This window comes from Halobacillus sp. 12SKB (assembly GCF_052941655.1).
The window spans coordinates 3,721,349-3,744,868 of the sequence record NZ_JBRFWR010000001.1; the positions used below are offsets into that span (position 1 = coordinate 3,721,349).

Consider the following 23,520-nt stretch of genomic DNA (forward strand, 5'->3'; position numbering starts at 1 on the left):
ATGAACAAGAATACTCACAGCCAAGCGCGTCTAAGGAATCCCTTAGACGCGCTTTCTTTTACTAGTAATCAAAGATGAACGGCACAAACACTTCATACTAAACCGTCAACGGTTGGCAATCACTTTCCTAATCACTCTCATCTGCCCTCTATGATTGATTTCATCTTCCAACACATGAAACCAGATGAAATAGTTGTTCGAAGAATGATGATCCCATATCCTCTCTTCAAATAACCAATCATCCGGCCGTTGTGAAAGTTCTTCAAGCGTCCGTCCCCTCACTTCTTCAAGTTTAGAAAGGTAGTATTCCAACGGGTGTCCTTTGATGTCCTCTCTTCCTTTTTCTCCAAGGCTGTAAGCAGCCCCCCATTCCAGCATCTCCTGCTCGCTCGGCGTTCGACCGTCAAAAACTTCGATTTGGAACCCTTTCTCCACCGCTGCGATATGTAACAATAACGCGCCTATACTGTTGCCGTCCTGACTAGGTATAAAATCCAGTTCCGCAGTGGTCAGTCCTTCTACAGCTTGTCGTGTTGTTTTTCTAGCATAGTTCATTTGGGACACCAGCAGACCTATTTGCGGGGAGTATCCCTTCAGCGGCTCTACTTTCACTTTCACATCAAACACCTCTAATCCTTAAAACTAACAATCATCGATTCTCTATTTTCATCTCTTTATTAGCCGTGACCTCATTCCCGAAATAAGTAGCAACGATCGGTTCAGTGCTAGCCGTCATTGGTGGCAGGGAATCAGAAGCGAATACTTCAATTCCCGGCAATCGAAAACAAGATTTACAAAATAAACTTCATCCCGTTCGGCAGGTGACAAGCTGACTTTCACCCGAATCACTCATTTCCCGAGCAATACCTCCACTTGACGTTGAAGGCGGTCAAATGGAGAGTTTTGATCCAATTGAATATACAGGCTCTTCAAAAAAGCTTTGGCGTTGTTTCGGAATACTAAATACTGCTCCATAGTGGCACTGTTTTTATGCTCGTTCCAATCGAAGGAGAGCTCTTTCATTTGATCCTCCAATAGTGTCATATCCAATCCACGGTTCAACATTTCCATGATCGGCGTCAAGATCCGATCCTCTTCCCCATGAATATAGGCATGATCATAGATAAGGACCTTCGACCATAAAGCACGGAAAAGCTCAGGATATGCGTCCCTGTCCGTTTTTTCGTTTCTGATAAGTTCATCAACGGCATCAGCCGCATGGGCCATGCTGTGAGCCCAGCCTTTCACTTTGACATATCCCCTATAGTCTTCCTCTAACGAGAGGTAACGCAGAAACGCTTCTTTCACCTCGACCACTTTCGTTCCGCTCAAAAAGCCATTTTCTTTATCCCGATACAGTAGCAGAGCCATCAGTAATGAAGTAAAAGCTCTGGTGAACACAGTGTCTGTCCCTTTTTCTCCAATCCCTTTGAAAAGCAGATCCTGCAGACACAGATCCATCATTTCTTCCATCAGCTCCGCTTTCAGCTGATTCTTTTCTACAATCAACTGAGCGAAGATAGAGAAAATCAAATCATCCCGAAGCTCAGCATCCAGCGAGCCGATGTGAGCCATCATCGAGGAGATGACCTCCTGTTCATGAACCTCGGTCCATGGAGTCTCTCCCGCTTTCACTCCCGATAAAACCCTCTTCAATTGCTCTTCATCCATAGGTGCAGCTTTTACATGGATCATCAAACGTCCCCTTTTCTGACTAGGTACTCTTATGAATCATAAAAAAGTCATATGAGGTTTAGCCTCTTTGTAATAGTCGAGCCGATCTTTCCTAGTCCCTGTATGAAATTCGAACTTGTGACCATCCGAATCTGTAAAATAGATGGATCGTTTATCCCTCTCGTCACGCTCCCGCCCCGGAAGAATATTCACCCCGAGGCTTTTCAATTCGTCATAGGCGTCATCAAAGTCACTTTCTTTGATCGTAAAAGCGGTATGCGTATAAGAAGATGCCCCGTCATGTCTGGGTATATCCTTCTCTTCATTTAATGCGAGCCATATCCCCTTCAGATCGAAGTAGGCGGTCGTCTTTCCTCTGACCAATAACTCGGCGCCAAAAACTTTTTCATAGAAAGTGATGGATGTATCTAAGTCGGATACCGAGAACAGAAAGTGATTGAGGCCTTGGATTTCCATTGCAGCACCTCCTACAAATTTTTTTTTGGGCAAGTTACCATAGATAACAGGAAAGGAAAATCTCCGTTCTCATACTTTCGAAAGGATAACCTTTCTGTTTCCACCCACTCACATGATGGATTCATAGATTTCCAGAAGGTTACCATCGGGGTCCCTGAAGTGCGCGACCTTGATGCCCCAATCCTTCTGCTCCACGGGTTCGGTAATAAACGTCACTTTATCCTTCCACTCCTGATACGACTCGATTACGTCATCCACTTTTAAAATGAGTGCCGCTCTGTCGTCTCTCGTGCCCCTCTCTGTATAAACATCTCCAAGTGCTTCCACCATCTGCTTACGTTGAAAGACGCCAAGCGTCACCCCTTGGAATGCAAAATCGGCATAGTTGGAGTTCTCATCTCCCCAAGTCACTTCAAAGCCGAGCGTGTCCCGGTAAAAGTAAAAACACTTTTGGTAGTCATCCACCAGTAATCGTACATGAGTCAATTCCATATCCATCATCCTTTCTTCATGTTTTCGGTTTGATAAAAAAGGTAATAACAGGAAGTAAACCTTTAAGGGAGCTGATTCAATGACTCGAACTCAACAAATCATTCTTGGCCTCGCCCTCGGTTTCGCTCTTTTCTTAGGTTTTTTACTGGGTTTGTCTGTTTCTAATCAATGGATCGTCGTCATTCTCATCGCTCTGGGATGTGGATTCATTACCCGTTTCGTGATGCAGTGGTTTTTCAAAAGGGGGAATCATGGATAAGGAGGGATGGCTATGTGGGGAAGATTGACATGGGGATTCATCACCGCTTTAGGATACTTGATCATTTCATTGATTTTCGGCTATTTTATTGTTGGAGAACCCAACCTAAGCCTTATCTTAGGACTGACTTCATGGGGTTTCATTTCCGGGGTTGCTTACCTGAATCCTCCGCCAAAGAAATGGCGGGAAAGTTAATTTTCCCTCTCCATGGACATCCTCCCTCATTATAGTTTAATAGTATATGATTTCCAATTGAACGTCCATGGCACTCCTGAGTCCTGAATCTCTCATGCTGCAGATATCCCCTCCCAAACTCTCTCCTCCGAAAGAAGTTTCTATTGATAAGATGCATCCCTCTCTTTATGATGGTACATAACCCGTAAGATTCGTATATAAAGGAGTACATAACCATGGACATCCGCCATTTGCAATACTTCATTGAGGTCGCGCGTTTTCAAAGTTTTACGAAAGCAGCTGAACATTTATTCATCTCACAGCCAACCATCAGTAAAATGATCAAGAACCTGGAAGAGGATCTTGGTGTGGAATTGTTCGAACGTACACGAAAAAAAGTCATCCTTACCGATGCCGGGCGGCTGATCCTTATGCAGGCGAAAACCATTGATAAAGCATTCGAAAACCTCAATACTCAGCTCAATGATTTGCTGGGGTTGAAAAAAGGCCATATACGAGTAGGGCTGCCCCCGATTATGGACGCCGAACAGATCATCAACATTATCGGAGGCTTTCATGCCAGGCACCCGCACATTACCTATCAACTCGTAGAGGATGGCGCAAAAAGAATCGAAGAGAATATCCTTCAGGAGGAACTGGATGTCGGCATTACCGTGCTGCCTACACAGGAGGATAAATTTGACCACTTCTTCCTTTTAAGTGAAGAGCTTGAGGTCATCCTCCCTCATGCCCACCCGCTGGCTGGCCGAAAGCAGGTTCGGCTGGAGGAGCTCAAAGACGATTCATTCATCCTCTTCAGTAAAGACTTCGTGTTAAATGACCGGATCACTTCCTCCTGTAAGGAAGCCGGATTTATACCAAAAGTCATTTCCGAAAGCTCGCAGTGGGATTTTATCGGCAAAATGATCGCTTCCAATCTGGGCATTTCCATCCTGCCTAAAAGCGTCGCCCGTCTGCTTACTCAAGATGTAAAGCGACTCAAGGTCATCCAGCCAACCATTGCATGGGAACTCGCCATTATATGGCCGAAAACCCAGTACATATCGTATGCCACGAAAGAATGGCTCACTTATACGCAGGATCGATTGAGTATAGAATAAAGGCGGACCAGCTTCCTAATGAAGCTGGTCTTTTTCATGCATGAAATCAATCTTTGAAAACACTTCCATTGATAAAAGCTATACAACTCATGACGATTTGCTATTTCACTTATAAAGACATCGCTCGTACACTGAAACTATCAACGAACACAAAGACATATCTTGATGTAGAAAACAAACAAAACAGGAGGCAGACTCATGGAAGCGAAACGTACCAAAGAAAGTCTAGTCATCAATACGGACCAAGTGATGATCAACGATTTAAACAATTACAACACCTTGTTCGGCGGGGTGCTCATGAAAAAATTGGACAATAATGCCACCATATCCGCGAGGCGCCATGCACGGGTGAAAGAATGCGTCACCGCATCGACCGATTCCATCGACTTCCTCCATCCGATCCATCAAACCGATTCGGTTTGTGTAGAATCATTTGTCTCCTATACCGGAAACAAATCGATGGAGATCTTCTGCAAAGTCATTGCTGAAGACATGATTACCGGTCACCGTCGCATGGCCGCCACGGCATTCTTAACTTTCGTTGCACTCGATGAAAATAAAAAAGCCATCACAGTTCCAAGAGTGATTCCAGAGACGGAGGAAGAGAAATTCCTCTATCAATCTGGTGAAGATCGTGCCAAAACAAGACGAATACGCCGGGAGCACAGCGCCCAGCTCACGAAGATTATCGGCCTTGAAAAACCATGGGAAGAAGGAGCGGATCAACATGTTGAAGTTAGCCAGCTTGGATGAATTGTACGAAGCTAAAAAAGGGTTGGAAGAAGTCAGCCGCCGCTACCCCGACGTCTATGAAACGTTAACTCATGTGGTCAGCTTCACACGCCAGCTCCAAATTAAATATGGCTACATGGGGGCCATGTTGATGGAAGAAGAATTGACCACCACGTATCCATCCTTCATCAAAGGGTCGATCCTCTCTGTTTATAAGAAAGAAGTGGACAAACTGAAAAAACACGCAGATTTCCCTGTCGTCAAAAACGTGTTAAACCAACACAGAGAAGTGGGAGATGCGAAACTCTTCCTATTAATACTGGGAGCTAAACCGGAGCTGTTAAAAGGGTCCACATTTATTAAATAAGCATTGCGGATATCTTTTGCCTCTTAAGCCTCGTTCAGCTTAAACAGCAACTGGACGGGGCTTAGGCCATTGGTAGCATAAAACTGCACAACCTTAGTTAAGTGGATACCGTTTGTTATGTACGATAAGATGCACTCTTCGCATTGACTTCCCCTAATTCAATGCGGTTTCCATCCGGATCAAGTAAAACCGCGATCGTCCCCCAATCAAATACACGCCGCTCTTCTAAAAAACGGATGCCGCGTTCCTTTAGGTGATGGACTTCTTTACTGAGATCTTTCACATCGAAACGAAGGACGGTCGGATTATGGATCCTCTTTTTCTCCCCTGGTTGAGCCACCCCTCCCTTTTCGACCATCAGATAACCGGTCTGCAGTTCGAAACAGACGAGCGTGTCCTGACTCCTTCTTACAGGTAATTGTAAAAGTCTCTGATAGAATCTCACACACGGTTCAAAACGCTCCACAAACAAAATCAACCCGAATTCATCAACCTCCATCCTATTAAACTCCCTTTCATCACTAACGTTTGAAACCTGCTCTAAGGACACTCTTTTATGTCGTAAATAATGTGCCTTGAATGGCACGAATGTAGCGTTCAGCTGAATTCCGAACCACTTCATCCGCCCTTGTTTTTACGATGTTGTGAAAAGCATTATAAAGGCGTTCGAAAGCAAGACCATCGACTTTCTCTGCTATTTCCGAAACTTTTGCTGCCGGGAGGGGAATCAAGTTCGGATAGCTGTACATGAAGCTCACCCATTGGTTATCTGCAACAACCTGGATGATATCTCCACTCATCAGCAATCCTTCCGCCCCATTTTCGATGTGCAGGACCGCTCCCCCTTTAAAGTGTCCACCTAAACGATGAAGAGAAAGATTTTCTGAGAGTTTCATAGATTCCCCGTTCCAGAAATGAATGTACTGGCTTTCATCCATGACCCATTCCTCGTCATCCGCATGAAGGTACACGGGAGCATCAAACGTTTCTGCCCAATCGGTCATCCTTGAATAGTAGTGCGGATGAGAAATGGCGATCGCATCAATGCCGCCAAGATTGCGAATGACATTCACCGTCTCTTGATCAAGGTAAGTGATGCAGTCCCAAAGCACATTCCGTCCATCTTTTTGGATGAGGTAGGCCGTTTGACCAATCCCTACTTTTGGAGTGGTGGTAATGCTGTACAGTCCTTTTTCCTCTTCTCTAATGATGTTTTGATAACGTTTTGTCTGAACCAGGTCTTCATGTGTGGTCCATGTCTGTCCCTCCGGGTTTACATACTGCCTTTCTTCGCTGCATATCTCACATCGATCTGGTACTTCTTCACTTTCTGAATACTGAACGCCGCAAGTCTCGCAAATATACTTCTCCATGAATCTTCCTCCTTGGATTATTCCGCTTTTGTTCTATCTTCAGCTTAGCTGGAAAATGAGAAAGAGAGCACCTGCCATGGATGGAAGAATTTCTACAACTTTCGGAGTATAAAAAAAGAGACTCATCACGAGTCTCTCTTCTCATCTTTATTCTTCTGTTTCCAAATCCGACTCCTGCGTGACGAGCTTTAATGGTACCGGAATCGTATCTTCAACTTCCTCGCCTTGCAGCACATCGGCACCGGCCTGAACGGCAAGCTTGCCAATTTCCTCTGGCTGCTGAGCAACCGTAGCCGAAAGATTTCCATTCTGAATACTAGTGATCGCATCATCGTTCCCGTCAAATCCGACGACCAGAACATCCCGACCTGAACTTTGAATGGCCTGATAGGCTCCGAGCGCCATTTCATCATTGTGAGCGAAAACAGCTTCAATGTCCGGATTTCCCTGAATGATGTTTTCCATCGTATTCAATCCTTCCGTCCGGTCAAAGTTCGCCGTTTGTTTGGCTACAACATCCAGTTTTTCATCGGCAATGTTGTGGAAACCAGCGCCGCGTTCACGTGTCGCGGATGCGCCGGGGACACCTTCAAGTTCAGCTACTTTGGCACCTTCACCAAGCTGCTCAACCAAATACTCTCCTGCCATTTCGCCGCCTTTTTCGTTATCTGAGCTGACCAATGTCGCGACTTCCCCTTTTTCTGCCGAACGGTCAAGCGTCACGACCGGAATGCCTAAGCTGTTGGCGGACTGAACGGCCGTCGAAATAGCCGAAGAATCGGTAGGGTTGATCAGTAATACATCCACACCCTGCTGGATCAAATCTTCCACGTCATTGATTTGTTTAGCTGCATCATTTTGCGCATCTACGATTACGACTTCCATCCCTTGAGCCGCGGCCTCATTTTCTACCCCTTCTTTCATAGAAACGAAGAATGGGTTATTCAACGTAGATACAGACAGGCCGATTTTAATGTCATCCGGATTTTTATCCCCTTTCGGTTTCGCCCATTCCGGTGGCTGCAGCGAGCAGGCACCGAGGAATACCAGGGATAAACTCATCAGTAATACGACTAGCTTTTTCATGTTACCCCTCCTATGCTGCTTTCTTTCGATCAATGAGTACGGCGATGATGATGACGACACCTTTGACCACCATTTGGAAAAAGGACGACACGCCGAGAAGGTTCAAACCGTTGTTCAACGTTCCGATAATCAGAGCACCAATCAATGTGCCGATAATCAAACCACGTCCACCGGAAAGGCTTGTCCCGCCAAGAACAACAGCAGCAATCGCATCAAGTTCATACGATGTACCTGCTGTCGGCTGCGCCGAGTTCAATCGTGATGTAAGAATAGCCCCGGCAAGCGCTGAAAGCAGTCCTGCGAGTGAGTAGACCATCACTTTGATTCGAGAGACTTTGATACCTGAGATAAGGGCAGCCTTCTCGTTTCCTCCGATCGCATACGTTTTACGGCCGAATGGAGTTTTATGCAAAATCACCCACAGGACAGCAAAGGCAAGCAGCATCGTGATTGCTGGGACCGGAATCCCAAGGAAATAACCTCTTCCGAACAATTGGAAAGCATAGCTGTCGCCAAGCCCGGTAATCGGGTTTCCATCCGTATAAACAAGCGTCAGTCCACGGAACATCGTCATCGTTGCAAGTGTCGCGATGAACGGAGCCATTTTCCCTTTGGTAATAAGAAGACCGTTAACCGCTCCCATGAGTGCTCCAAGCAAACATCCAATCAATATCGCTAAAATCGGATCCACACCTGAGACCATCATTCCGGCCATCAAGGCACTGGATAACGCGAGAATCGAGCCGACAGATAAATCGATGCCCCCGGTTAAAATGACAAATGTCATTCCATAAGCAATCAGAGCATTGATCGCGACTTGTCTTAATAGATTCAATAAGTTCAAGGGTTCAAGAAAACTAGGATTAATAATGGAAACTGTCGCCATCAATACAAGTAAACCAACGAATGGTCCTAACTTCTGCATCACGTTTCCTAAATGATTCGTTTTTTTGATTGCATTAATCATTGACTGTACCTCCTGTTGCCAGTGTCATAATTTTTTCCTGATCGGCTTCGTCTTTGGAAAGTTCTCCAGCAATCGTTCCTTCATGGACGACGAGCACACGATCACTCATTCCCAATACTTCCGGCAGCTCAGAAGAAACCATGATGATGGCTACTCCTCTGTCTGTCAGTTCATTCATCAATTGATAAATCTCCCGTTTCGCACCAACATCGACACCCCGGGTCGGCTCATCCAGGATGAGAACTTTCGGACCGATCCCGATCCATTTGGCAATGACAACCTTTTGCTGGTTTCCACCGGATAAGTTCTTTGCTTCTGTTTTGGCAGATTCGGTTTTGATCGTCAGCCTTTTGATCAGCATATCGACAAATTCACGTTCGCGTTTTTCTCCAATGAGGCCTTTGTCTGTGAAACTGTACAAACTCGGAAGCGCGATGTTGTCCTGGATCGGGAAATCAAGAACGAGTCCCTCTTCTTTTCGGTCTTCGGTAATGAAACCGAGGCCGAGCTTGACCGCCTGACTCGGGCTTTTCACCGTTACTTTTTCTCCATTGATGAAAATGTCGCCCTGATACTTGCCATCCAAACCGAAAATGGTGCGCATGATTTCCGTACGCCCTGCACCCATTAACCCTGCCACACCAACGATTTCACCTGAATGGGCACGAAAGCTTACATTCTCGAAGAGGCCTTTCCTCGTAAGATTTTTCACTTCCAACACAGCTTCTCCAGGCTTCGCTTCTCTCGCAGGAAAACGATCGGTCAGTTCACGGCCAACCATCTTTCTTACAACATCATCAAAATTCGTTTCAGGGATCGGTGTGGTATCCACCGTCTGCCCATCACGCATGACCGTAATCGTATCGCAGATCGTGAAGATCTCCTCCATCCGGTGAGAGATGTAAACGATGGATACGCCGGACTCTTTCAAGGAGCGAATGACTTCAAAAAGTTTCTCTATTTCCCTGTCTGTCAAAGCGGCTGTCGGCTCGTCCATGATGATCACTTTGGCATCTGTCATGAGTGCTTTAGCAATCTCGATCATCTGCTGTTCACCAACCGAACACTGGCCCGCTTCTTTATGGAGTGGAATTGAAATGGATAACTTCTCAAACTGCTCATTAGCAATCGCTTTCATTTTATTCGTTTGAATGAGACCAAAATGTGTAACCGGTTCCTTATTGATGAATAAATTCTCCAGCACCGTCATATCCGGCCATACATTCAACTCCTGGTGGATGAAAGCAATTCCGAATTCTTCTGCTTCTTTTGGGTTGGCAAACGTCTTTTCCTTCCCATCAATTTCGATTGTACCTTCGTCCTTCTTATGAAGCCCTGTCAGGATATTCATGAGCGTAGATTTACCTGCACCGTTTTCGCCCATCAGGGCATGAACTTCTCCGTCTTTTATGTGAATATCAACGCCTTCAAGAACTTTATTCTTACCGAAAGCTTTATGAATCTCGTTCATACGGATTTCCATGATTGCTCACCTCTTTAAAAAGTTACTCCAGCGTGAAGGATACAGTTTGCATAGGGGGTGATCTCCCCTGTCCGCACCACCGCTTTGGCCTGTTTCAACTGATCTTTCAGTGCTTCATGAGTGAGAGAATCCATTTCACCAAACCATTCCTTCATCCCTTCATGAACAGAGGGGTTCTGCTCCATTTCCTCTGCAACGGTGACACGTTCGACAACCATTTCTTCTTTCAATACTTCTACGACGTCAAGGAAAGAAGGGACCCCATGCTTTAATGAGAGGTCGATCTTTTTCACTCCGTCCGGCACGGGAAGCCCCGCATCAGCAACAACGATGGTATCAGTGTGTCCGAGATCTGCAAAAACTTTGGATAGATGACTGTTCAAAATGCCGTGTCTTTTCATTCCTTGAGTCCCCTTTCTACTTCTTCCCGTCCAGGCATGCCGCCTTGGGCTCCGAACCCTGTAACGGACAGGGAAGCCGCTCGATTCGCGAAGCGCAGACTTTCTTTCAAGTCCATCCCTTCGGCAATTGCTGTTCCGAAGGCTGCATTGAATGTATCCCCTGCACCCGTGGTGTCTATGGGTTTCACAGGGAAAGACGGAACGAGCACCTCTTCTTTTCCATCAAAATAGCGGACGCCTGCTGCTCCTTCCGTAATGAACAGCTTATTCGGATGTTTCTTTAATGCTGTGGCTGGTTCTTCTCCATGAAAAAGGAGGGCAGCTTCATGTTCATTCGGCGTAAGGTAACTCACTTGTTCCACCACCGTATCAGGGATTTCCCTGGCTGGTGCCGGGTTCAATAGCAAGGGCACACCAAGCTCCTGGCACAGTTGGGCTGTTTCAATCACGGTTTCTTCAGGGACTTCCTGCTGGATCATCACAAGGTCACACGTTTCAATGAAGTCTCTCTTTTCTTTCACATAGGCAGGAGTGACGTGATCGTTGGCTCCTTTGACGACAACGATGCTGTTGTCACCTTCCGCTAAAATAATGTGAGCCGTTCCACTCCTTTCATGTGTAACCGGTTCCACATAATCCGTCTGAACGCCATTCGATTTGAAATTATTTAAGATCGCTTCTCCGTAGGCGTCCTCTCCTACTCGGCCGATCATATACACGTCTGCTCCGAGACGGGCGGCGGCAACAGCCTGGTTCGCCCCTTTGCCTCCAGGTACGGTTTCAAAAGATTCACCAAGAACCGTTTCGCCCGCGCCCGGCCGCCGTTTGGATGTCACAACTAAATCCATGGAAGAGCTGCCGATCACAGCTATTTTAGGTTTTCTCATACGTTTCATTCCTTTCGTGTCGTCTTTCGTTCTACTAATTCCACAGGCATTTGAATGGTCTGTTCAACGCCTGGTTCTTTCTTTATCGTCCGTATCAACAGCTTTGCCGCTTCCCTTCCCATTTCATAGGCGGGCTGACGGATTGTGGAAAGAGTCGGATAGGACAAACGGCTTTGTGGAATATCGTCATAACCGATGATTTGTACATCCTCAGGAATACGCTTTCCTCGTTCCATAGCCTCATGAACGATCGCAATCCCGACAATGTCGTTACTCGCAATAATTCCATCTGTATCTGAAAACTTATCAAACAGTTCTTCTGCCCAACCCTGTGCCTCTTCAAAAGAATAGGAGGTCGTGGACAGTACAGAAAAATCAACATCCGCCTGACTCAGCTCTTCAATCGCTCCTTGGAAGCGGTCCTGGGCGGGCTTGATATTAGCCGGTCCTTTCACCAGCGTAATCCTTTCTGCTCCTTTTTCAATAAGGGTTTTCGCTGCCAGGCGACCACCCTCTCTTCCATCCGCGTAAACCGCTGGATAGTTTTCCGATGCCCGGTCCAGGAGGACGAGTGGCAGATCGAGAGCCTCATAAATTTGATAATCGACATGATTGGTTGCCGTAATGATTCCGACCACATTATTCTGGACGAACGTTTGTATATATTCCAATTCCTTTTGAATATTTTCATCACTATTCCCAAGCAGAAGACGATATCCAGCCTGGCTCAGTTCATCTTCCACACCTCTTGCCAGCTGTGGAAAGAACGGGTTCGTAATATCAGGTAAAAGCAGACCGATCAGACGGGACTCCCTTTTATAAAGAGAACGTGCCACTTCGTTTGGACTGTAGTTCAATTCAGCAATGGCTTCCATCACTTTCTTTCTCGTATCTGCTCCAACATAGCCATTATCGTTTAACACACGTGAAACGGTAGCCACTGAAACGCCTGCTTCACGTGCAACATCTTTGATTGTTACCATACGTTCACCTCTGTGTGTAACCGGTTACAGATAAAGTACCACATCCTTGTAATCGTTTGCAAGAACTTTTTTATGGAGATGGGACATGTTTGATCATAAAACTGATATGATGAAACTCACAACCTATGAAAAGGAGCTCTTACATATGCTACGTGCTATCATTTTTGATATGGATGGAACCTTGTTCCAGACAGAAAAAATCCTTGAAGGATCACTTGTAGAAACGTTTGATCACTTGAGGGATTCTGATGAATGGGAAGGAGAAACACCTCTTCAAAAGTACAAAAAAATCATGGGTGTCCCTCTCCCTACGGTGTGGAAAACCCTGCTCCCCCATCACTCGGAGGAGATCAGACACCAGGCAAACGTGTACTTTTTAGAAAAACTCATCCTCAACATTCAAAAAGGGAAAGGCGCGCTCTACCCTCATGTTGAAGAAACCCTTGAAGCGTTGCAAGAAGAAGGATACTCCCTTTACATAGCCAGCAACGGTTTAATACATTATTTGCAGGCCATCGTCGAATACTATCGTCTGGATCGCTGGGTGACAGAAACGTTCAGTATCGAGCAGATCGACTCGTTGGACAAAGCCGTTTTGGTGGCGTACATCCAGGAAAAATACGACTTTAAACAAGGCGCCGTTGTCGGAGATCGCCTCTCAGATATACAGGCCGCTGAGAAAAATGGTTTAACTTCCATAGGCTGTCGGTTTGACTTTGCTCAAGAAGCTGAACTTGCTGAAGCCGATCATGTCATTGACGACTTTCCTTCACTGAACGAAGTGATACGAGTCATTGAAAAGTTGCACGTTTGACGGATGCATAAAGAAAGCAGCTACCCTTGTCACAGGCAGCTGCTTTCTTTATTGGATATCTGTAAATAGACCGCTCAAGTAATCAAGGTTCTCCTCTGTTCGTGCGTAAAGATACATGTCTCTTTTAAAAGGATTGTCTTGAATCGGTAAAAACACGACGCCCCGATATTCCACTTGTTGAACCATCATCTCCGGAAGGTAAGCAATCCCCATTCCAAGTGATACCAACCCCGCCATAGCGTGATACTGGGATTCTATCACTTCCCCTGTGCATTCATACTCACGCATGACCTGCCGCACTTTTTCAGATAAAGGCCCCTCTGTCGGGATGATTTGAGTTTCCTCTAAACATTCCTCAAGCGTGACGGTCTGTTTTTCTGATAATGGAGAGGTTATGGGGATGGCAGCTATAAAGTGATCGGTGAACAAATAGGAGGACCGCAGCGTCTTATACACAGGTGTGTCCTGGATAATAGCTGCATCAATCTCGCCTTTCTCAAGTAATGGAAGAAGATCTTTACTATCATCTTTGATGACTGTCACATGAAGGTTCCCTCTTACCAGCTTATCGTAATACTTGGGCAGATAATAGGAAGTAAGCACAGGTGTGGAACCAAAACGGATGTGATCTTCATGGGACTGGTATTGTTTCACGGTTTGATGAATACGCCCGATTAACGGCGTCAGCTCCTCCACCATCCCTTTGCCTTTTTCCGTCAGCTCGACACCATAGGAAGCTCTGTTGAAAAGGGAAAACCCAAGCTCTTCTTCCAATTTCCTCATCTGTTTGCTCAGTGCCGGTTGAGAAATATACAAAGCTTCTGCTGCTTTCGTAAAACTCCGTTGTTTGGCGACTTCGATAAAGGCGTTTAATTTCTGCAGCATTCTCTTACCCCTTTTCTGTATTTGTAGGATATCTCTATTATAACCTCAGGTTATGATGGTATGACAATTCGATTGTTCCTACTTCCTCCGATTTCTTTTATCCTGAGAATAGAAGAAAGAAAAAAGGAGGACGGAAGAATGAAAACCTATCTTTTATTAGGAATCTCCATTTTGTTTGAAGCTGCCGGGGCGACGGCGATGAAATATTCGGAAGGCTTTACGAATGTCACGGCCAGCCTTGTCGTCATTTTCTGCTATGCTCTTGCCGTTTCCTTCTATATATTTATTACTAAAAATCATGAGATCGGGATGATCAACGCCTTATGGTCGGGCGGTGGGACGTTGCTTGTCACATTCTTAGGTGTTGGTTTGCTGGGGGAATCGGTGACAATATCCAAACTTCTCGGACTGACGTTGATCCTGGCAGGAATGGTGGGCTTGACAGTACCAGGTAAAGAAAGGAGTGTATAACCATGGGTTATTTGATACTTTCTCTAGTATTTGCGACAATCGGCAACATTTCCGTGAAATTATCATCCGGTTTCAAGCGGGTCATCCCCAGCATCACAGCCTTCGTTTTCATTGGAGCCTGCCTGTATTTTCTCACGCTGAGTGTCCAGACAATCGAAGTCGGCATTGCTTATGCCATTTGGAGCGGAGTCTCCATCATGGCAACCACGATCTTTGGAATTCTACTTTTCAATGAAAAAGCAAGCCGAAGAAAGTTCCTCTTTATCATTCTCATTATGCTTGGCGTGATGATTATTAAATAAAAGGAGAGAAGGGTTCCTGCAAAGGCCTTCTCTCCACTGTGATGGAAGTCACTCTTTTTTTCGTTCAAAAATGCGATCCACTTTTTCTTCCACTCTGTCCAGCTGACTCTTCCTTCTTTTTATAAAAAGGAAGATCGCAACGACCCCTATGATCACACCGATAAAAAAAGCAAAAAACAGAAGTTGTGCGATCATATCCCCTATAACGAAACTTCCTGCATTCTCCACTTCCAAACTCCCCCTTCTATTTCTATCGTTATTCTATGTACTCCAAATCCAGTGTCTCTTCCTTTTCTCCCCATTCAATCGTAACCTGGATTTCGTGATCTTTTCTGGTCACCGCACATCCAGAGCAGTAGTTCCCCATTTGCTGAACCATCCCATCGTTCAACAAAACGTAATCTCCTCCTCCACCGCCTGTAGGACGATCCAGGGTGTAATCGATATGTTCAGGAGCTTCACCTTCTCCTATATACGTGATGTGTACACCAGTCGATTCACGATCTTCCGATTGGACATCCGCTATGTATTCGACCTCCCAATTTTCGGTTTCTTCTTGAAAGTGCAGAGTTTTCTGTCCAAGACAGCCTGTTAAAAGGAAAGCAAAGCTCAGCCATGTGATAACGCCCGTCCTTTTCATAGCGCATCTCTCCTTCATTTATTCTATTGTTTCCTACCTACAACCCTCAGAAGATACGATCAGCCGAGGAAGGTAATTTTCTCACCTGTTTTAAATAACGCGTCATGTTTTCGTCCTCGTCCTCTCGATACGTGTAAGACAACTCACCTGCTACACGATGCGCCAGCGTGCGGAATAAATGACAGGCGGCAAACAGTGCATCCCAGATGTGTTCAGGGTCTAGATCCGCATAAGTCGCTTCATACATCGTCCAATATTTTTCAGGCAGGAGCTTCTTAAAATAATTCCCGGCCTTCCCTGTCGACACCTGAAAATCTGTCTGGATCCCAATATACCAGGAAACCATCTGATCCAAGTCCCTGCGGATGATACACTCCAGCATGAACTGCGCATAAGGAACCTCATCCCGCCACAAGCTTTTCGCTACGTTCTGCTGACACCACCAGAAATTATTGCAGCGCGCGAGATACTCCTGTTCCGTCGGCTTCTGCACATGATAATCTTCATCTGTCGCATCAGGAATCTCAGGCAGACAGTCATCCTTGTCCAACAAAGGAACGGTCAGCTTGTCCTCCCCGTAGTGCTCTTCCATATGCGGGATGGTTTCTATATGTAAATCGATCCGATTGCCATCCGTAAAGAGCATCAAATAACCATAAAAGTCCGCAAAGTCCCCATTTTTCCCCTGATCATTTTTTTCCGGTTCCTGCATCATCAACCGATCACCGAACACATCCACCCAACGCTCATCTTCCAAAAAAGAAGCCGTTTCCGTCACAACATAGACGATGTCGTAATCCTGAAAAAGATCTTTTTCTAAAGTAGGGTTGGTTCGTGATCCATTCATATATACCGCCCGGATTCGTTCATCTTTCTCAGCGACAGTCAAAATCAGATCCATCATTTCCTTTTCTGATCGCATCCTTTGCTCCCTCCTCTTTACAGTCCATCTTTATGATTCAAATAATCTTCGTATCGTTCCTCCCACTCTCGTTTTTTCATTTCTATATATACACTTTTCTTCAGACTCATCCATGATAAAACCGAGAAGAACAAATAAATGAAATATGGATTTTCCTGCTGGATGATTTTTTCTTTCACATCGAACCCTCCCTCATTCAGAGCATACTTTTTTCCACCTTCTCAATAATAAAAGAAAAAGGAGGTGCTGAGATGCGTAAACGACTTCTATGGCTAATGGCTTTAAGCCTTATTCTTTTCTTCCTGATCAGCTGGGGTGTCATGACAAACCACACCTTCCTCATGGCTATGGATGAATGGGGTATGAACGCTAAAGCTGACCCAGCCGAACAAACCACCATTCAAATCGCTCGTTTCTTCTCGATAGCGACCGGCTACAAAATCTGTCTAACTACCGGATTTATCGTTTCTTTTCTATTCATTTATTTGAACAAGTACCGCATCAGTTTTTTCATTTTATCAGGGGAGGCATGCACCAAGCTCATCAGCTTTGGCTTAAAGAATATCCTGGGCCGCGAGCGTCCTCCTGGCACTTCTTTTGTCTCTGTAAGCGGGGAGGCTTTCCCAAGTGCTCATATGATTTACGCCGTCTTCCTAACGGGAGCCCTCTATTTCCTTATCGCCATTTATTTCAAAGGGAAGAGGCTGACTATTCTTTTGTTTAGTGGCTTTCTTGTTGTTGGAATGGTTGGGTGGTCCCGCGTATACCTCGGTGCACATTACATAAGTGATGTGCTCGGTGGCTTTTTCATCGGGGTCGTGTGGCTGCTTGCGGTGTATCTTTTATCGCAAATGAAAATCCCTAATGATGCTCAAAGGGAAGATTCTTGATGATGCATTTTACGATGTCCTCCATGTCCATCCTTCCATCAACGATAAGATCGGCATCAGGTTTAATGGAATGGAGCATTTCTAAATAAGCTTTTCTTCCACCATTCAAATAATGGGTCAACTCTTCCTTTCCTCCCCGCCCTCCCCCATCACGAAGCAAACGCCTTGCCATAGCGATATCCAGAGGTGTATCAATGTAAACCGAATAGTCAATCCATGGCGCCATTTCCTCATGCTTATAAGAAAAGGGGTAATCAAGGATAAGAAAGGACGCACTTTTCATCGATTGGATATCCTTAATCAGAGGGTCCAGATTCCATTGGTTATAATCGGGGCCCTCTTCCACCCACTCGGTGATGTTTTCCGGTGTCCCCTCAAATTCATACCCATCAAAGAAAAGCGCTTCAGCACCATCGAGTCGCTCCCGAAGTTTCTTAGTAATCGTCGTCTTTCCACCACCTGAAACAGCGGCTACTGCAATGACCTTTGGCTCGGTCATTGGTGCTTCTTCCTTATTTTCAATACCAGTCTTCTTTTTACATAGGCAGGCATTGCTACATCCCCCCGTGATAGAATCAAAGTATATTATTCCCATAGAAAATTTTAACACAAAGGAGAATGCTTATGTCGCTGAAGGAACAACTGAAAAAACTGGAGAACCACCACATACAGTTAAGCACCCGCGAATCCACAGAAGAGCTTGATCAGATATTGGCGGAGGACTTCTGGGAAATCGGCAGTTCGGGTGTGCCGTATGATAAAAAATTCTGCCTGGATCAAGGCGTCGTCCTGACTGAGATGACCCTTCATCACTATCAAATCCAGCCCCTATCCGAGGACACGGTGCTCGCCACGTATTATGTCGAGGACCGGACAAGAAGCAGAAACACTCTCCGCAGTTCTATATGGAAAAAGATCGATGAGCGCTGGCAATTGTATTTTCATCAAGGCACCATTACAGACTTACATAAAGATGAATATAGAGAAAGCGTTGGTCTGTGATCATGTCATCACCTTCCAGTCAAAAGTCCTTTTCCAAGCCAAGTACGTTTGTATTCTTTGAGTGATGGGTACAACATAGGAAGAATTTTGAAGGACGGGAGGTTTCTCTATGGGTGCAAAATCCCTTCATTCTGATCCAAAACATACCTTAAAGCGCAGCCTATGGTCCGGAGTCCTGTTCGGAATCGGCCTGGCTGCTTTTATCGATGAAACGATTTTCCACCAACTGCTAAGATGGCACCACTTTTATGATCAATCCACCACCGACATCGGCCTGATATCAGATGGTTTGTTTCACGCGTTCAGCTGGTTCGCAACCATTGGCGGCCTGTTTCTTTTGGCCGACCTGAAAAGGAGGAATGGCTTAACATCGAAGCAATGGTGGGGCGGCGTTCTGCTTGGGGCAGGTTCCTTCCAGTTGTACGACGGGATCATTCAGCATAAACTGATGCGGTTGCACCAGATCCGTTATGTAGAAAATGTGATCCCTTATGATCTGGTGTGGAATCTATCCGCTGTCGTTATGATTGCTGCAGGTCTATTCCTTCTAAAACGCACCAGCAAAAAAGGAGACCCTTCCGATGCATGAGGCGCATGCGGGCGGAAGTGGGCTCCTGTTTGACTTGATTTTGTCGTTCCCTTTCCTCTTAGCCATTGGCTTGTATATAGGAGCAGGCTTCGTCTCTAATCGTTCTCCTCATTTACAAAAATGGCCGACTTGGCGTTATGTGTGCTGGACCATCGGGGTCCTGTGCGCAGGATTGGCTGTCATCGGCCCGCTCGCTGACCAGGCACGCATCGATTTTCGCGCTCATATGATGGGGCACTTACTCTTAGGCATGCTCGCCCCACTCCTGCTCGTCCTCGCCGCACCGATGACCCTTTTGCTAAGAACCCTGCCTGTTTCCGCTGCAAAAAAACTGACCCTTCTTCTGAGAAGTAGTTATGTACGTGTCATCAGTCACCCGGTCACCGCCTCCATTCTCAACATAGGCGGATTATGGGTGCTCTACACCACAGACTTATATCACATGATGCATCAAAGTCTATGGATTCATGTGCTCGTCCATCTGCATGTGTTCCTGGCCGGTTACCTTTTTACAATGGCCATGATTTATACCGACCCTGTCGCTCATCGCTACAGCTATCTTTACCGGGCCATCGTGTTCATCTTCGCTCTTGCCGGCCATGGCATCCTATCGAAATACTTATATGCCTCTCCACCAGAAGGAGTCAGTGAGAACAAGGCAGAGGCTGGGTCCATGCTTATGTATTACGGGGGCGATGCGATCGACGCCGTTCTTATTTTCATTCTCTGTTTGCAGTGGTACAAAGCTGCTCAACCAAAAAAGAGACTGGCAGCTAGTCAATGAAGAGTGCTACCAAGTTTTATCCAATTGTCCCGCATAAAAAGAAATGGCCTTTTCGTACTTTTTCACCCAAAGACTCTCAGCAGTTTTTTCACCGCTAATGGCGACTGTTCCAAGTTGTATAAGACCATCGCGGTGAAAAACTCAATCGCGGGATTATCTGGAAATCTGATTTCGTTGATATATGTTCGTTTTAATTGATATATCTTGATTTTAATTGATATATTTCGAGTTCAATTGATATATCTTAATCCCAGCCGATAAATCTCCACTTTGGCCGATATCCCAACAAAAGACTTAGAGCTTCTGCAAATGATCAATCCAGGCATCCAACCGCCTGCGATCCCCCGGTCCTTCCAACAGCTTATCGTAAATCCGGTACCCTTCCACATCGTGATCACGTAACCAGTTCAGCGACTTTTTCGGACCGAGGTACCAGCGGCCGATCATCTCAAAATAGATTTCAAGACTTTCCTTCACAAGCCAGTGAAAGCGATAGCGTCCCTCCATATCCCCTTTTCTCGAACGGATCTTCATCTTGATCAGCCAATCTTTCAAAAACTGCTTCTCCTTCGGTTGCAAATGCGCCGGTCCCTCATTGAAAATGGAATCGATTTCTGTCATCCATGTCTGGGCAAGGCCATGATCATCCACGAGGACTTCTGCACGATGGACCTTCAAAAAGTCGGCTGGCTTTTTCATATCATCGGTTTTGTGGACCCAAACATCAAGAAGCTTGCCACTGAACGTTTCCACTTTATTCTGCGTATCCAGCTCATCGGAAAAACCAATCAAATCGACATCGCTCTCATTTGTAGCATCACCCGTTTGATAGGAGCCGTACAAAAATACGGTATGACACTTATACTTCTCTCTCATATGTTCGGTTGCTTTTTCTATAAATGCTTCTCTTTCCATCGCTTCATTTCTCCTTTTTCTCTCCAATCAGGATGAACTTCTCAGCCTTACAAACTTCCTTTTCCCGACTTGAACCACAATCCCGTCAGTCACCTGCACCATTTGGTTGGTATCGGTCACTTTCTCCTGATCAATCCGGACACCGCCATTCTTGATCATCCTTCTTCCTTCACTTTTGGAAGGTAAAAGTCCGAGTTCCTTGACGAGATCGACAACGAGCAATTCCCTTTCTCCTTCCCATATCACTTCAGCAATCTCATCCGGCATCGCTTTTTTCTGAAAAACATTGACGAACTGCTCACGGCTTTGGCGGGCCGCTTCTTTTCCATGAAGCATTTCAACAAATGAAGCGGCAAGCGTCATTTTGGCATCCCGCGGGTGAAGCGTCCCTTCATCAAGACTCCGTTTCACTTCGTGCACTTCCTGAATGGATAAGGGAGACACGAGCTCAAAATATTTCATGATCAACGCATCAGGGATCGACATCGTTTTTCCGAAAATGTCCTGCGGCCGTTCATCCACGCCGATATAATTGCCTTTCGACTTCGACATTTTCTCTACACCATCAAGACCCTCAATCAACGGCATCAGCAGGACGACTTGCTTTTCCCTGCCGTAGTGCTCCTGCACCTGGCGGCCAAACAACACGTTGAATTCCTGGTCGGTTCCACCGAGCTCGATGTCTGATTCCAACGCATACGAGTCGTATCCCTGCATGACGGGGTAGAAAAACTCGTGAAGGTGGATCGGTTTATTCGCTTTGTACCGGTTATGAAAGTCATTGCGCTCAAGCATCCTCGCTACTGTCACGGTACTCGCAAGTTTCAACACTTCTGAAAATCCTACTTGAGACAGCCATTTCGAATTATAGTGGAGCTCCACTTTTTCCATATCGATCACTTTGCCGAACTGCTCGAAGTAGGTCTTGGCATTGTGCTTCACTTCCTCATCCGTCAAAGCCGTCCGAGCGGTCGCTTTCCCCGTCGGATCCCCGATTTTCCCTGTGAAATCTCCAATGATCAGCTGAACCGTGTGCCCGAATTCCTGGAACTGTTTCAGCTTATTCAACACAACGGTATGACCAAGGTGGACATCCGGCGCGGTCGGGTCGAGCCCCAACTTCACTTTCAACGGCTGCTCATTTTTAATCGACTTCGCAATCTTCTCTTTGAATTCGTTTTCCGGAATGATCGAGGAGACACCATAAGATAGAACCTCCCATTGTTTTTCCAGTTCTCTTTTTTGCCCATCATTTAATAGTTCCATCATCTTACAGCCCTCCATTTTTCAGAATATAAAAAAGACACGCCCCATCATGGGACGTGTCTTCATCACGCGTTACCACCCAAGTTGAAGACGAATCTCTTCATCCTCCCCTCAAAAAGATAACGGATTTACCGTCTTCCACTACTTACCTGAGTTTTCGTAAAAGAAGCTCCAGAAGGTAATTCATGAAGAGGTGTGTATCGACTCGCAGCAACCGTCGACTCTCTGAAAACAGGGATCTCTTCACTACTGCATTTCTATCATAGCCGTAGATATTAAAGTTAGGATTATGTTACGCGGTAAGGAAGAAGATGTCAACGTTTTTTTCTGAATCTTTTATGTTTTGAACTTTTTTTTGTCTTTAAAATCTTCTTACCCTTCGGTATCCACTTATCATTCCACCGATAGGGACTAAAGACATGTGGAAAGTAACTACTCAAAAAGTCTGAGCTGCATCCTTTGCTCTAGCTATCGCATGTTCTCTAATCTCATCCGCCTGATCCGGATTCGCCGCATGTCCTTCAACAAAAATACCATCGAAGGAAGGGACACCGAAAAACTGCATGACGATGTTCAAATACCGATGCCCCATCTCCATCCCCGCTGCAGGACCTTCCGAATAAATTCCCCCACACGCCTGGATGTGAAAAGCTTTTTTGTCTGTTAATAGACCAACCGGCCCCTGCTCTGTATATTTAAAAGCTTTGCCCGCTACGGCCACCGAGTCAATATAAGCCTTCATCACAGGAGGAAAAGAGAAGTTCCACATCGGGGTGACGAAGACGTATTTGTCTGCCGAGATGAATTGATCACTCAGCTCTCCCAATCGCTCGACTTTCCTTTTTTCTTCTTCAGAGAGTTGATCGCCGGACTGCAGCTTCCCCCACCCGCTGAAGATATCAGCATCAATAGGAGGGATGTCTTCTCTGTACAAGTCGATGTGAATAATCTCATCCCCGTCATTTATTTCTTTGTAAGCGTCGATGAATGCCTTCCCTACCCTCATGCTGAAAGAGGCGGTCTCGTCATGAGGATGTGCGGTAATATATAAAACCTTTGCCATACGTATCCTACCTTTCGATTCAAGATAGTATAGTTTGGATGAAAACGCGCTTTTTTACTATTCAAATACATAAAAAAAGAACCCACCCTGATTAGGATGAATCCTTAATAATAGCTGTTATTCCTGCTCGGAATTTACATCATGGAGATAAGGGTTTGCTGCTATGTTCATTCTTGCTTCATCTGTCATGACAAACACTTCGTCCGGCGTTCCTTCTTGGTTCATAGGTGAACGTCCATCGTAGTGGAATGGGGTGCCTTTCATTCTGCCGCCTCCTTCACTTCTTTTTCATTAGCATCCGCTTACAAAAAGCCATTATTCTATCCATTAAAAAAAAGAACTTCTGTGTATCAAAGTTAGTTGATCCAAATATTTAAAAGTGACCCAGTCCGGCAGACGGCCACGCACCAGCTAATTTTCCCTTATATGATACTTCGCTCTCGTAGGAAGAACCCCTTCTTATCACACCAATCAAAATAAAAAAGGGATGACACAGTTACG

At 45.6% G+C, this 23,520-nt stretch carries 35 protein-coding genes and 1 other annotated feature; of the genes, 12 read left to right on the plus strand and 23 right to left on the minus strand.

Going from position 1 to position 23,520, the window contains the following annotated elements:
- Positions 1 to 105 precede the first annotated feature (105 nt).
- From ACQ4XT_RS18560 to ACQ4XT_RS18580, 5 genes are all read right to left on the minus strand, one after another.
- The gene (locus ACQ4XT_RS18560) at positions 106 to 618 is read right to left on the minus strand and encodes a DinB family protein (RefSeq protein ID WP_446854966.1); all 513 of its coding nucleotides are present in this window, start codon (positions 616 to 618) and stop codon (positions 106 to 108) included.
- A gap of 31 nt (positions 619 to 649) precedes the next feature.
- Positions 650 to 778, minus strand: coding sequence for a hypothetical protein (locus ACQ4XT_RS18565; protein WP_446854967.1), 129 nt, complete (start codon positions 776 to 778; stop codon positions 650 to 652).
- Between the two features lie 71 nt (positions 779 to 849).
- Positions 850 to 1,695, minus strand: coding sequence for a DUF2785 domain-containing protein (locus ACQ4XT_RS18570; protein ID WP_446854968.1), 846 nt, complete (start codon positions 1,693 to 1,695; stop codon positions 850 to 852).
- A gap of 36 nt (positions 1,696 to 1,731) precedes the next feature.
- A complete protein-coding gene (gene fosB / locus ACQ4XT_RS18575; RefSeq protein WP_446854969.1) occupies positions 1,732 to 2,151 on the minus strand; it encodes a metallothiol transferase FosB in 420 nt (139 codons plus the stop codon).
- 108 nt (positions 2,152 to 2,259) lie between these two features.
- Positions 2,260 to 2,643, minus strand: a complete 384-nt coding sequence (locus ACQ4XT_RS18580; protein ID WP_446854970.1) for a VOC family protein — start codon at positions 2,641 to 2,643, stop codon at positions 2,260 to 2,262.
- A gap of 79 nt (positions 2,644 to 2,722) precedes the next feature.
- Between ACQ4XT_RS18580 and ACQ4XT_RS18585 the strand changes: the two genes are divergently transcribed.
- From ACQ4XT_RS18585 to ACQ4XT_RS18605, 5 genes are all read left to right on the plus strand, one after another.
- Entirely contained in the window at positions 2,723 to 2,902 is a 180-nt protein-coding gene (locus ACQ4XT_RS18585) for a hypothetical protein (RefSeq protein ID WP_446854971.1), read from the plus strand.
- A 12-nt stretch (positions 2,903 to 2,914) separates the two neighbouring features.
- A complete protein-coding gene (locus ACQ4XT_RS18590) occupies positions 2,915 to 3,097 on the plus strand; it encodes a hypothetical protein (RefSeq protein ID WP_446854972.1) in 183 nt (60 codons plus the stop codon).
- 215 nt (positions 3,098 to 3,312) lie between these two features.
- Positions 3,313 to 4,197 (plus strand): cidABC operon transcriptional activator CidR, encoded by an 885-nt coding sequence (gene cidR / locus ACQ4XT_RS18595; protein ID WP_446854973.1) that lies wholly within the window; start codon positions 3,313 to 3,315, stop codon positions 4,195 to 4,197.
- A 198-nt stretch (positions 4,198 to 4,395) separates the two neighbouring features.
- Positions 4,396 to 4,950, plus strand: coding sequence for an acyl-CoA thioesterase (locus ACQ4XT_RS18600; protein WP_446854974.1), 555 nt, complete (start codon positions 4,396 to 4,398; stop codon positions 4,948 to 4,950).
- On the plus strand, positions 4,925 to 5,296 hold the full coding sequence (locus tag ACQ4XT_RS18605; RefSeq protein ID WP_446854975.1) for a hypothetical protein: 372 nt from the start codon (positions 4,925 to 4,927) through the stop codon (positions 5,294 to 5,296). Before ACQ4XT_RS18600 ends, ACQ4XT_RS18605 begins: the two co-directional genes overlap by 26 nt.
- 115 nt (positions 5,297 to 5,411) lie before the next feature.
- On the opposite strand, the gene ACQ4XT_RS18610 is transcribed toward ACQ4XT_RS18605, so the two are convergent.
- From ACQ4XT_RS18610 to ACQ4XT_RS18645, 8 genes are all read right to left on the minus strand, one after another.
- Complete coding sequence (locus ACQ4XT_RS18610; protein ID WP_446854976.1) at positions 5,412 to 5,795, minus strand: VOC family protein; 384 nt, start codon at positions 5,793 to 5,795, stop codon at positions 5,412 to 5,414.
- A 55-nt stretch (positions 5,796 to 5,850) separates the two neighbouring features.
- A complete protein-coding gene (locus tag ACQ4XT_RS18615) occupies positions 5,851 to 6,669 on the minus strand; it encodes an MBL fold metallo-hydrolase (protein WP_446854977.1) in 819 nt (272 codons plus the stop codon).
- Positions 6,670 to 6,816: 147 nt separating this feature from the next.
- Positions 6,817 to 7,755, minus strand: coding sequence for a ribose ABC transporter substrate-binding protein RbsB (gene rbsB / locus ACQ4XT_RS18620; protein ID WP_446854978.1), 939 nt, complete (start codon positions 7,753 to 7,755; stop codon positions 6,817 to 6,819).
- Between the two features lie 10 nt (positions 7,756 to 7,765).
- Entirely contained in the window at positions 7,766 to 8,722 is a 957-nt protein-coding gene (rbsC, locus tag ACQ4XT_RS18625; RefSeq protein ID WP_446854979.1) for a ribose ABC transporter permease RbsC, read from the minus strand.
- Positions 8,715 to 10,205, minus strand: coding sequence for a sugar ABC transporter ATP-binding protein (locus ACQ4XT_RS18630; RefSeq protein ID WP_446854980.1), 1,491 nt, complete (start codon positions 10,203 to 10,205; stop codon positions 8,715 to 8,717). Before ACQ4XT_RS18630 ends, rbsC begins: the two co-directional genes overlap by 8 nt.
- A 14-nt stretch (positions 10,206 to 10,219) precedes the next feature.
- Positions 10,220 to 10,606, minus strand: coding sequence for a D-ribose pyranase (gene rbsD, locus ACQ4XT_RS18635; protein WP_446854981.1), 387 nt, complete (start codon positions 10,604 to 10,606; stop codon positions 10,220 to 10,222).
- The gene (rbsK, locus tag ACQ4XT_RS18640) at positions 10,603 to 11,493 is read right to left on the minus strand and encodes a ribokinase (protein ID WP_446854982.1); all 891 of its coding nucleotides are present in this window, start codon (positions 11,491 to 11,493) and stop codon (positions 10,603 to 10,605) included. The genes rbsD and rbsK overlap by 4 nt, the downstream gene beginning before the upstream one ends.
- 5 nt (positions 11,494 to 11,498) lie before the next feature.
- Positions 11,499 to 12,476 carry a LacI family DNA-binding transcriptional regulator gene (locus ACQ4XT_RS18645; protein ID WP_446854983.1) on the minus strand — a complete coding sequence of 326 codons (978 nt, stop codon included), beginning with the start codon at positions 12,474 to 12,476 and terminating at the stop codon, positions 11,499 to 11,501.
- A 145-nt stretch (positions 12,477 to 12,621) separates the two neighbouring features.
- On the opposite strand from ACQ4XT_RS18645, the gene ACQ4XT_RS18650 reads away from it, so the two are divergent.
- On the plus strand, positions 12,622 to 13,290 hold the full coding sequence (locus ACQ4XT_RS18650; RefSeq protein ID WP_446854984.1) for an HAD hydrolase-like protein: 669 nt from the start codon (positions 12,622 to 12,624) through the stop codon (positions 13,288 to 13,290).
- 48 nt (positions 13,291 to 13,338) lie between these two features.
- Here ACQ4XT_RS18650 and ACQ4XT_RS18655 read toward each other — a convergent pair whose 3' ends face one another.
- Positions 13,339 to 14,175 carry a LysR family transcriptional regulator gene (locus ACQ4XT_RS18655; RefSeq protein ID WP_446854985.1) on the minus strand — a complete coding sequence of 279 codons (837 nt, stop codon included), beginning with the start codon at positions 14,173 to 14,175 and terminating at the stop codon, positions 13,339 to 13,341.
- 138 nt (positions 14,176 to 14,313) lie between these two features.
- Between ACQ4XT_RS18655 and ACQ4XT_RS18660 the strand changes: the two genes are divergently transcribed.
- Together ACQ4XT_RS18660 and ACQ4XT_RS18665 are read left to right on the plus strand one after the other, a co-directional pair.
- The gene (locus tag ACQ4XT_RS18660; RefSeq protein ID WP_446854986.1) at positions 14,314 to 14,646 is read left to right on the plus strand and encodes a DMT family transporter; all 333 of its coding nucleotides are present in this window, start codon (positions 14,314 to 14,316) and stop codon (positions 14,644 to 14,646) included.
- A 2-nt stretch (positions 14,647 to 14,648) separates the two neighbouring features.
- Positions 14,649 to 14,948, plus strand: coding sequence for a DMT family transporter (locus tag ACQ4XT_RS18665; RefSeq protein ID WP_446854987.1), 300 nt, complete (start codon positions 14,649 to 14,651; stop codon positions 14,946 to 14,948).
- Positions 14,949 to 14,996: 48 nt separating this feature from the next.
- On the opposite strand, the gene ACQ4XT_RS18670 is transcribed toward ACQ4XT_RS18665, so the two are convergent.
- Genes ACQ4XT_RS18670 through ACQ4XT_RS18685 form a run of 4 tightly spaced genes read right to left on the minus strand, consistent with a single transcriptional unit; the run spans position 14,997 to position 16,689 of the window.
- Positions 14,997 to 15,176: a DUF4083 domain-containing protein gene (locus ACQ4XT_RS18670; protein WP_446854988.1), complete on the minus strand. Its 180-nt coding sequence runs from the start codon at positions 15,174 to 15,176 to the stop codon at positions 14,997 to 14,999.
- A gap of 28 nt (positions 15,177 to 15,204) precedes the next feature.
- Positions 15,205 to 15,588 carry a hypothetical protein gene (locus ACQ4XT_RS18675; RefSeq protein ID WP_446854989.1) on the minus strand — a complete coding sequence of 128 codons (384 nt, stop codon included), beginning with the start codon at positions 15,586 to 15,588 and terminating at the stop codon, positions 15,205 to 15,207.
- Between the two features lie 46 nt (positions 15,589 to 15,634).
- Positions 15,635 to 16,510, minus strand: a complete 876-nt coding sequence (locus ACQ4XT_RS18680; protein ID WP_446854990.1) for an aminoglycoside 6-adenylyltransferase — start codon at positions 16,508 to 16,510, stop codon at positions 15,635 to 15,637.
- Positions 16,511 to 16,527: 17 nt separating this feature from the next.
- A complete protein-coding gene (locus tag ACQ4XT_RS18685; protein WP_446854991.1) occupies positions 16,528 to 16,689 on the minus strand; it encodes a hypothetical protein in 162 nt (53 codons plus the stop codon).
- A gap of 72 nt (positions 16,690 to 16,761) precedes the next feature.
- Between ACQ4XT_RS18685 and ACQ4XT_RS18690 the strand changes: the two genes are divergently transcribed.
- On the plus strand, positions 16,762 to 17,400 hold the full coding sequence (locus ACQ4XT_RS18690; protein WP_446854992.1) for a phosphatase PAP2 family protein: 639 nt from the start codon (positions 16,762 to 16,764) through the stop codon (positions 17,398 to 17,400).
- Here ACQ4XT_RS18690 and ACQ4XT_RS18695 read toward each other — a convergent pair.
- Positions 17,372 to 17,899 (minus strand): nucleoside/nucleotide kinase family protein, encoded by a 528-nt coding sequence (locus ACQ4XT_RS18695; RefSeq protein WP_446854993.1) that lies wholly within the window; start codon positions 17,897 to 17,899, stop codon positions 17,372 to 17,374. The genes ACQ4XT_RS18690 and ACQ4XT_RS18695 overlap by 29 nt on opposite strands.
- A gap of 119 nt (positions 17,900 to 18,018) precedes the next feature.
- Here ACQ4XT_RS18695 and ACQ4XT_RS18700 point away from each other — a divergent pair, with 119 nt between their 5' ends.
- The 3 genes from ACQ4XT_RS18700 to ACQ4XT_RS18710 all read left to right on the plus strand — a co-directional run bounded on the left by ACQ4XT_RS18700 (position 18,019) and on the right by ACQ4XT_RS18710 (position 19,775).
- Entirely contained in the window at positions 18,019 to 18,402 is a 384-nt protein-coding gene (locus ACQ4XT_RS18700) for a nuclear transport factor 2 family protein (protein ID WP_446854994.1), read from the plus strand.
- Between the two features lie 109 nt (positions 18,403 to 18,511).
- On the plus strand, positions 18,512 to 18,991 hold the full coding sequence (locus tag ACQ4XT_RS18705; protein WP_446854995.1) for a DUF2243 domain-containing protein: 480 nt from the start codon (positions 18,512 to 18,514) through the stop codon (positions 18,989 to 18,991).
- On the plus strand, positions 18,984 to 19,775 hold the full coding sequence (locus ACQ4XT_RS18710; protein WP_446854996.1) for a cytochrome c oxidase assembly protein: 792 nt from the start codon (positions 18,984 to 18,986) through the stop codon (positions 19,773 to 19,775). Before ACQ4XT_RS18705 ends, ACQ4XT_RS18710 begins: the two co-directional genes overlap by 8 nt.
- 294 nt (positions 19,776 to 20,069) lie before the next feature.
- Here the strand turns inward: ACQ4XT_RS18710 and ACQ4XT_RS18715 are convergent, their stop codons facing one another.
- The 4 genes from ACQ4XT_RS18715 to ACQ4XT_RS18730 form a co-directional block, all read right to left on the minus strand.
- Complete coding sequence (locus ACQ4XT_RS18715) at positions 20,070 to 20,690, minus strand: nucleotidyltransferase domain-containing protein (protein ID WP_446854998.1); 621 nt, start codon at positions 20,688 to 20,690, stop codon at positions 20,070 to 20,072.
- 27 nt (positions 20,691 to 20,717) lie between these two features.
- The gene (tyrS, locus tag ACQ4XT_RS18720; protein ID WP_446855000.1) at positions 20,718 to 21,959 is read right to left on the minus strand and encodes a tyrosine--tRNA ligase; all 1,242 of its coding nucleotides are present in this window, start codon (positions 21,957 to 21,959) and stop codon (positions 20,718 to 20,720) included.
- Between the two features lie 44 nt (positions 21,960 to 22,003).
- Positions 22,004 to 22,229 (minus strand) — a binding site (T-box leader).
- A 163-nt stretch (positions 22,230 to 22,392) separates the two neighbouring features.
- Positions 22,393 to 23,019 carry an FMN-dependent NADH-azoreductase gene (locus ACQ4XT_RS18725; protein ID WP_446855001.1) on the minus strand — a complete coding sequence of 209 codons (627 nt, stop codon included), beginning with the start codon at positions 23,017 to 23,019 and terminating at the stop codon, positions 22,393 to 22,395.
- Positions 23,020 to 23,136: 117 nt separating this feature from the next.
- Entirely contained in the window at positions 23,137 to 23,283 is a 147-nt protein-coding gene (locus ACQ4XT_RS18730) for a hypothetical protein (RefSeq protein ID WP_446855003.1), read from the minus strand.
- Positions 23,284 to 23,520: the final 237 nt, after the last annotated feature.

Excerpts from the sequence above, each read along its gene's own strand:
- ACQ4XT_RS18630 (WP_446854980.1), bottom strand. The coding sequence starts at position 10,205 with ATGGAAATCCGTATGAACGAGATTCATAAAGCTTTCGGTAAGAATAAA.
- ACQ4XT_RS18675 (WP_446854989.1), bottom strand. The coding sequence starts at position 15,588 with ATGAAAAGGACGGGCGTTATCACATGGCTGAGCTTTGCTTTCCTTTTA.
- ACQ4XT_RS18645 (WP_446854983.1), bottom strand. The coding sequence starts at position 12,476 with ATGGTAACAATCAAAGATGTTGCACGTGAAGCAGGCGTTTCAGTGGCT.
- rbsK (WP_446854982.1), bottom strand. The coding sequence starts at position 11,493 with ATGAGAAAACCTAAAATAGCTGTGATCGGCAGCTCTTCCATGGATTTA.
- ACQ4XT_RS18705 (WP_446854995.1), top strand. The coding sequence starts at position 18,512 with ATGGGTGCAAAATCCCTTCATTCTGATCCAAAACATACCTTAAAGCGC.
- fosB (WP_446854969.1), bottom strand. The coding sequence starts at position 2,151 with ATGGAAATCCAAGGCCTCAATCACTTTCTGTTCTCGGTATCCGACTTA.
- ACQ4XT_RS18585 (WP_446854971.1), top strand. The coding sequence starts at position 2,723 with ATGACTCGAACTCAACAAATCATTCTTGGCCTCGCCCTCGGTTTCGCT.
- ACQ4XT_RS18700 (WP_446854994.1), top strand. The coding sequence starts at position 18,019 with ATGCTTATGTCGCTGAAGGAACAACTGAAAAAACTGGAGAACCACCAC.
- ACQ4XT_RS18695 (WP_446854993.1), bottom strand. The coding sequence starts at position 17,899 with ATGACCGAGCCAAAGGTCATTGCAGTAGCCGCTGTTTCAGGTGGTGGA.
- ACQ4XT_RS18660 (WP_446854986.1), top strand. The coding sequence starts at position 14,314 with ATGAAAACCTATCTTTTATTAGGAATCTCCATTTTGTTTGAAGCTGCC.
- ACQ4XT_RS18600 (WP_446854974.1), top strand. The coding sequence starts at position 4,396 with ATGGAAGCGAAACGTACCAAAGAAAGTCTAGTCATCAATACGGACCAA.
- ACQ4XT_RS18580 (WP_446854970.1), bottom strand. The coding sequence starts at position 2,643 with ATGGAATTGACTCATGTACGATTACTGGTGGATGACTACCAAAAGTGT.
- ACQ4XT_RS18730 (WP_446855003.1), bottom strand. The coding sequence starts at position 23,283 with ATGAAAGGCACCCCATTCCACTACGATGGACGTTCACCTATGAACCAA.
- cidR (WP_446854973.1), top strand. The coding sequence starts at position 3,313 with ATGGACATCCGCCATTTGCAATACTTCATTGAGGTCGCGCGTTTTCAA.
- ACQ4XT_RS18715 (WP_446854998.1), bottom strand. The coding sequence starts at position 20,690 with ATGGAAAGAGAAGCATTTATAGAAAAAGCAACCGAACATATGAGAGAG.
- ACQ4XT_RS18605 (WP_446854975.1), top strand. The coding sequence starts at position 4,925 with ATGTTGAAGTTAGCCAGCTTGGATGAATTGTACGAAGCTAAAAAAGGG.
- ACQ4XT_RS18725 (WP_446855001.1), bottom strand. The coding sequence starts at position 23,019 with ATGGCAAAGGTTTTATATATTACCGCACATCCTCATGACGAGACCGCC.
- ACQ4XT_RS18615 (WP_446854977.1), bottom strand. The coding sequence starts at position 6,669 with ATGGAGAAGTATATTTGCGAGACTTGCGGCGTTCAGTATTCAGAAAGT.
- ACQ4XT_RS18680 (WP_446854990.1), bottom strand. The coding sequence starts at position 16,510 with ATGCGATCAGAAAAGGAAATGATGGATCTGATTTTGACTGTCGCTGAG.
- rbsD (WP_446854981.1), bottom strand. The coding sequence starts at position 10,606 with ATGAAAAGACACGGCATTTTGAACAGTCATCTATCCAAAGTTTTTGCA.
- tyrS (WP_446855000.1), bottom strand. The coding sequence starts at position 21,959 with ATGATGGAACTATTAAATGATGGGCAAAAAAGAGAACTGGAAAAACAA.
- ACQ4XT_RS18610 (WP_446854976.1), bottom strand. The coding sequence starts at position 5,795 with ATGGAGGTTGATGAATTCGGGTTGATTTTGTTTGTGGAGCGTTTTGAA.
- ACQ4XT_RS18655 (WP_446854985.1), bottom strand. The coding sequence starts at position 14,175 with ATGCTGCAGAAATTAAACGCCTTTATCGAAGTCGCCAAACAACGGAGT.
- rbsB (WP_446854978.1), bottom strand. The coding sequence starts at position 7,755 with ATGAAAAAGCTAGTCGTATTACTGATGAGTTTATCCCTGGTATTCCTC.
- ACQ4XT_RS18650 (WP_446854984.1), top strand. The coding sequence starts at position 12,622 with ATGCTACGTGCTATCATTTTTGATATGGATGGAACCTTGTTCCAGACA.
- ACQ4XT_RS18665 (WP_446854987.1), top strand. The coding sequence starts at position 14,649 with ATGGGTTATTTGATACTTTCTCTAGTATTTGCGACAATCGGCAACATT.
- ACQ4XT_RS18690 (WP_446854992.1), top strand. The coding sequence starts at position 16,762 with ATGCGTAAACGACTTCTATGGCTAATGGCTTTAAGCCTTATTCTTTTC.
- rbsC (WP_446854979.1), bottom strand. The coding sequence starts at position 8,722 with ATGATTAATGCAATCAAAAAAACGAATCATTTAGGAAACGTGATGCAG.
- ACQ4XT_RS18590 (WP_446854972.1), top strand. The coding sequence starts at position 2,915 with ATGTGGGGAAGATTGACATGGGGATTCATCACCGCTTTAGGATACTTG.
- ACQ4XT_RS18570 (WP_446854968.1), bottom strand. The coding sequence starts at position 1,695 with ATGATCCATGTAAAAGCTGCACCTATGGATGAAGAGCAATTGAAGAGG.
- ACQ4XT_RS18710 (WP_446854996.1), top strand. The coding sequence starts at position 18,984 with ATGCATGAGGCGCATGCGGGCGGAAGTGGGCTCCTGTTTGACTTGATT.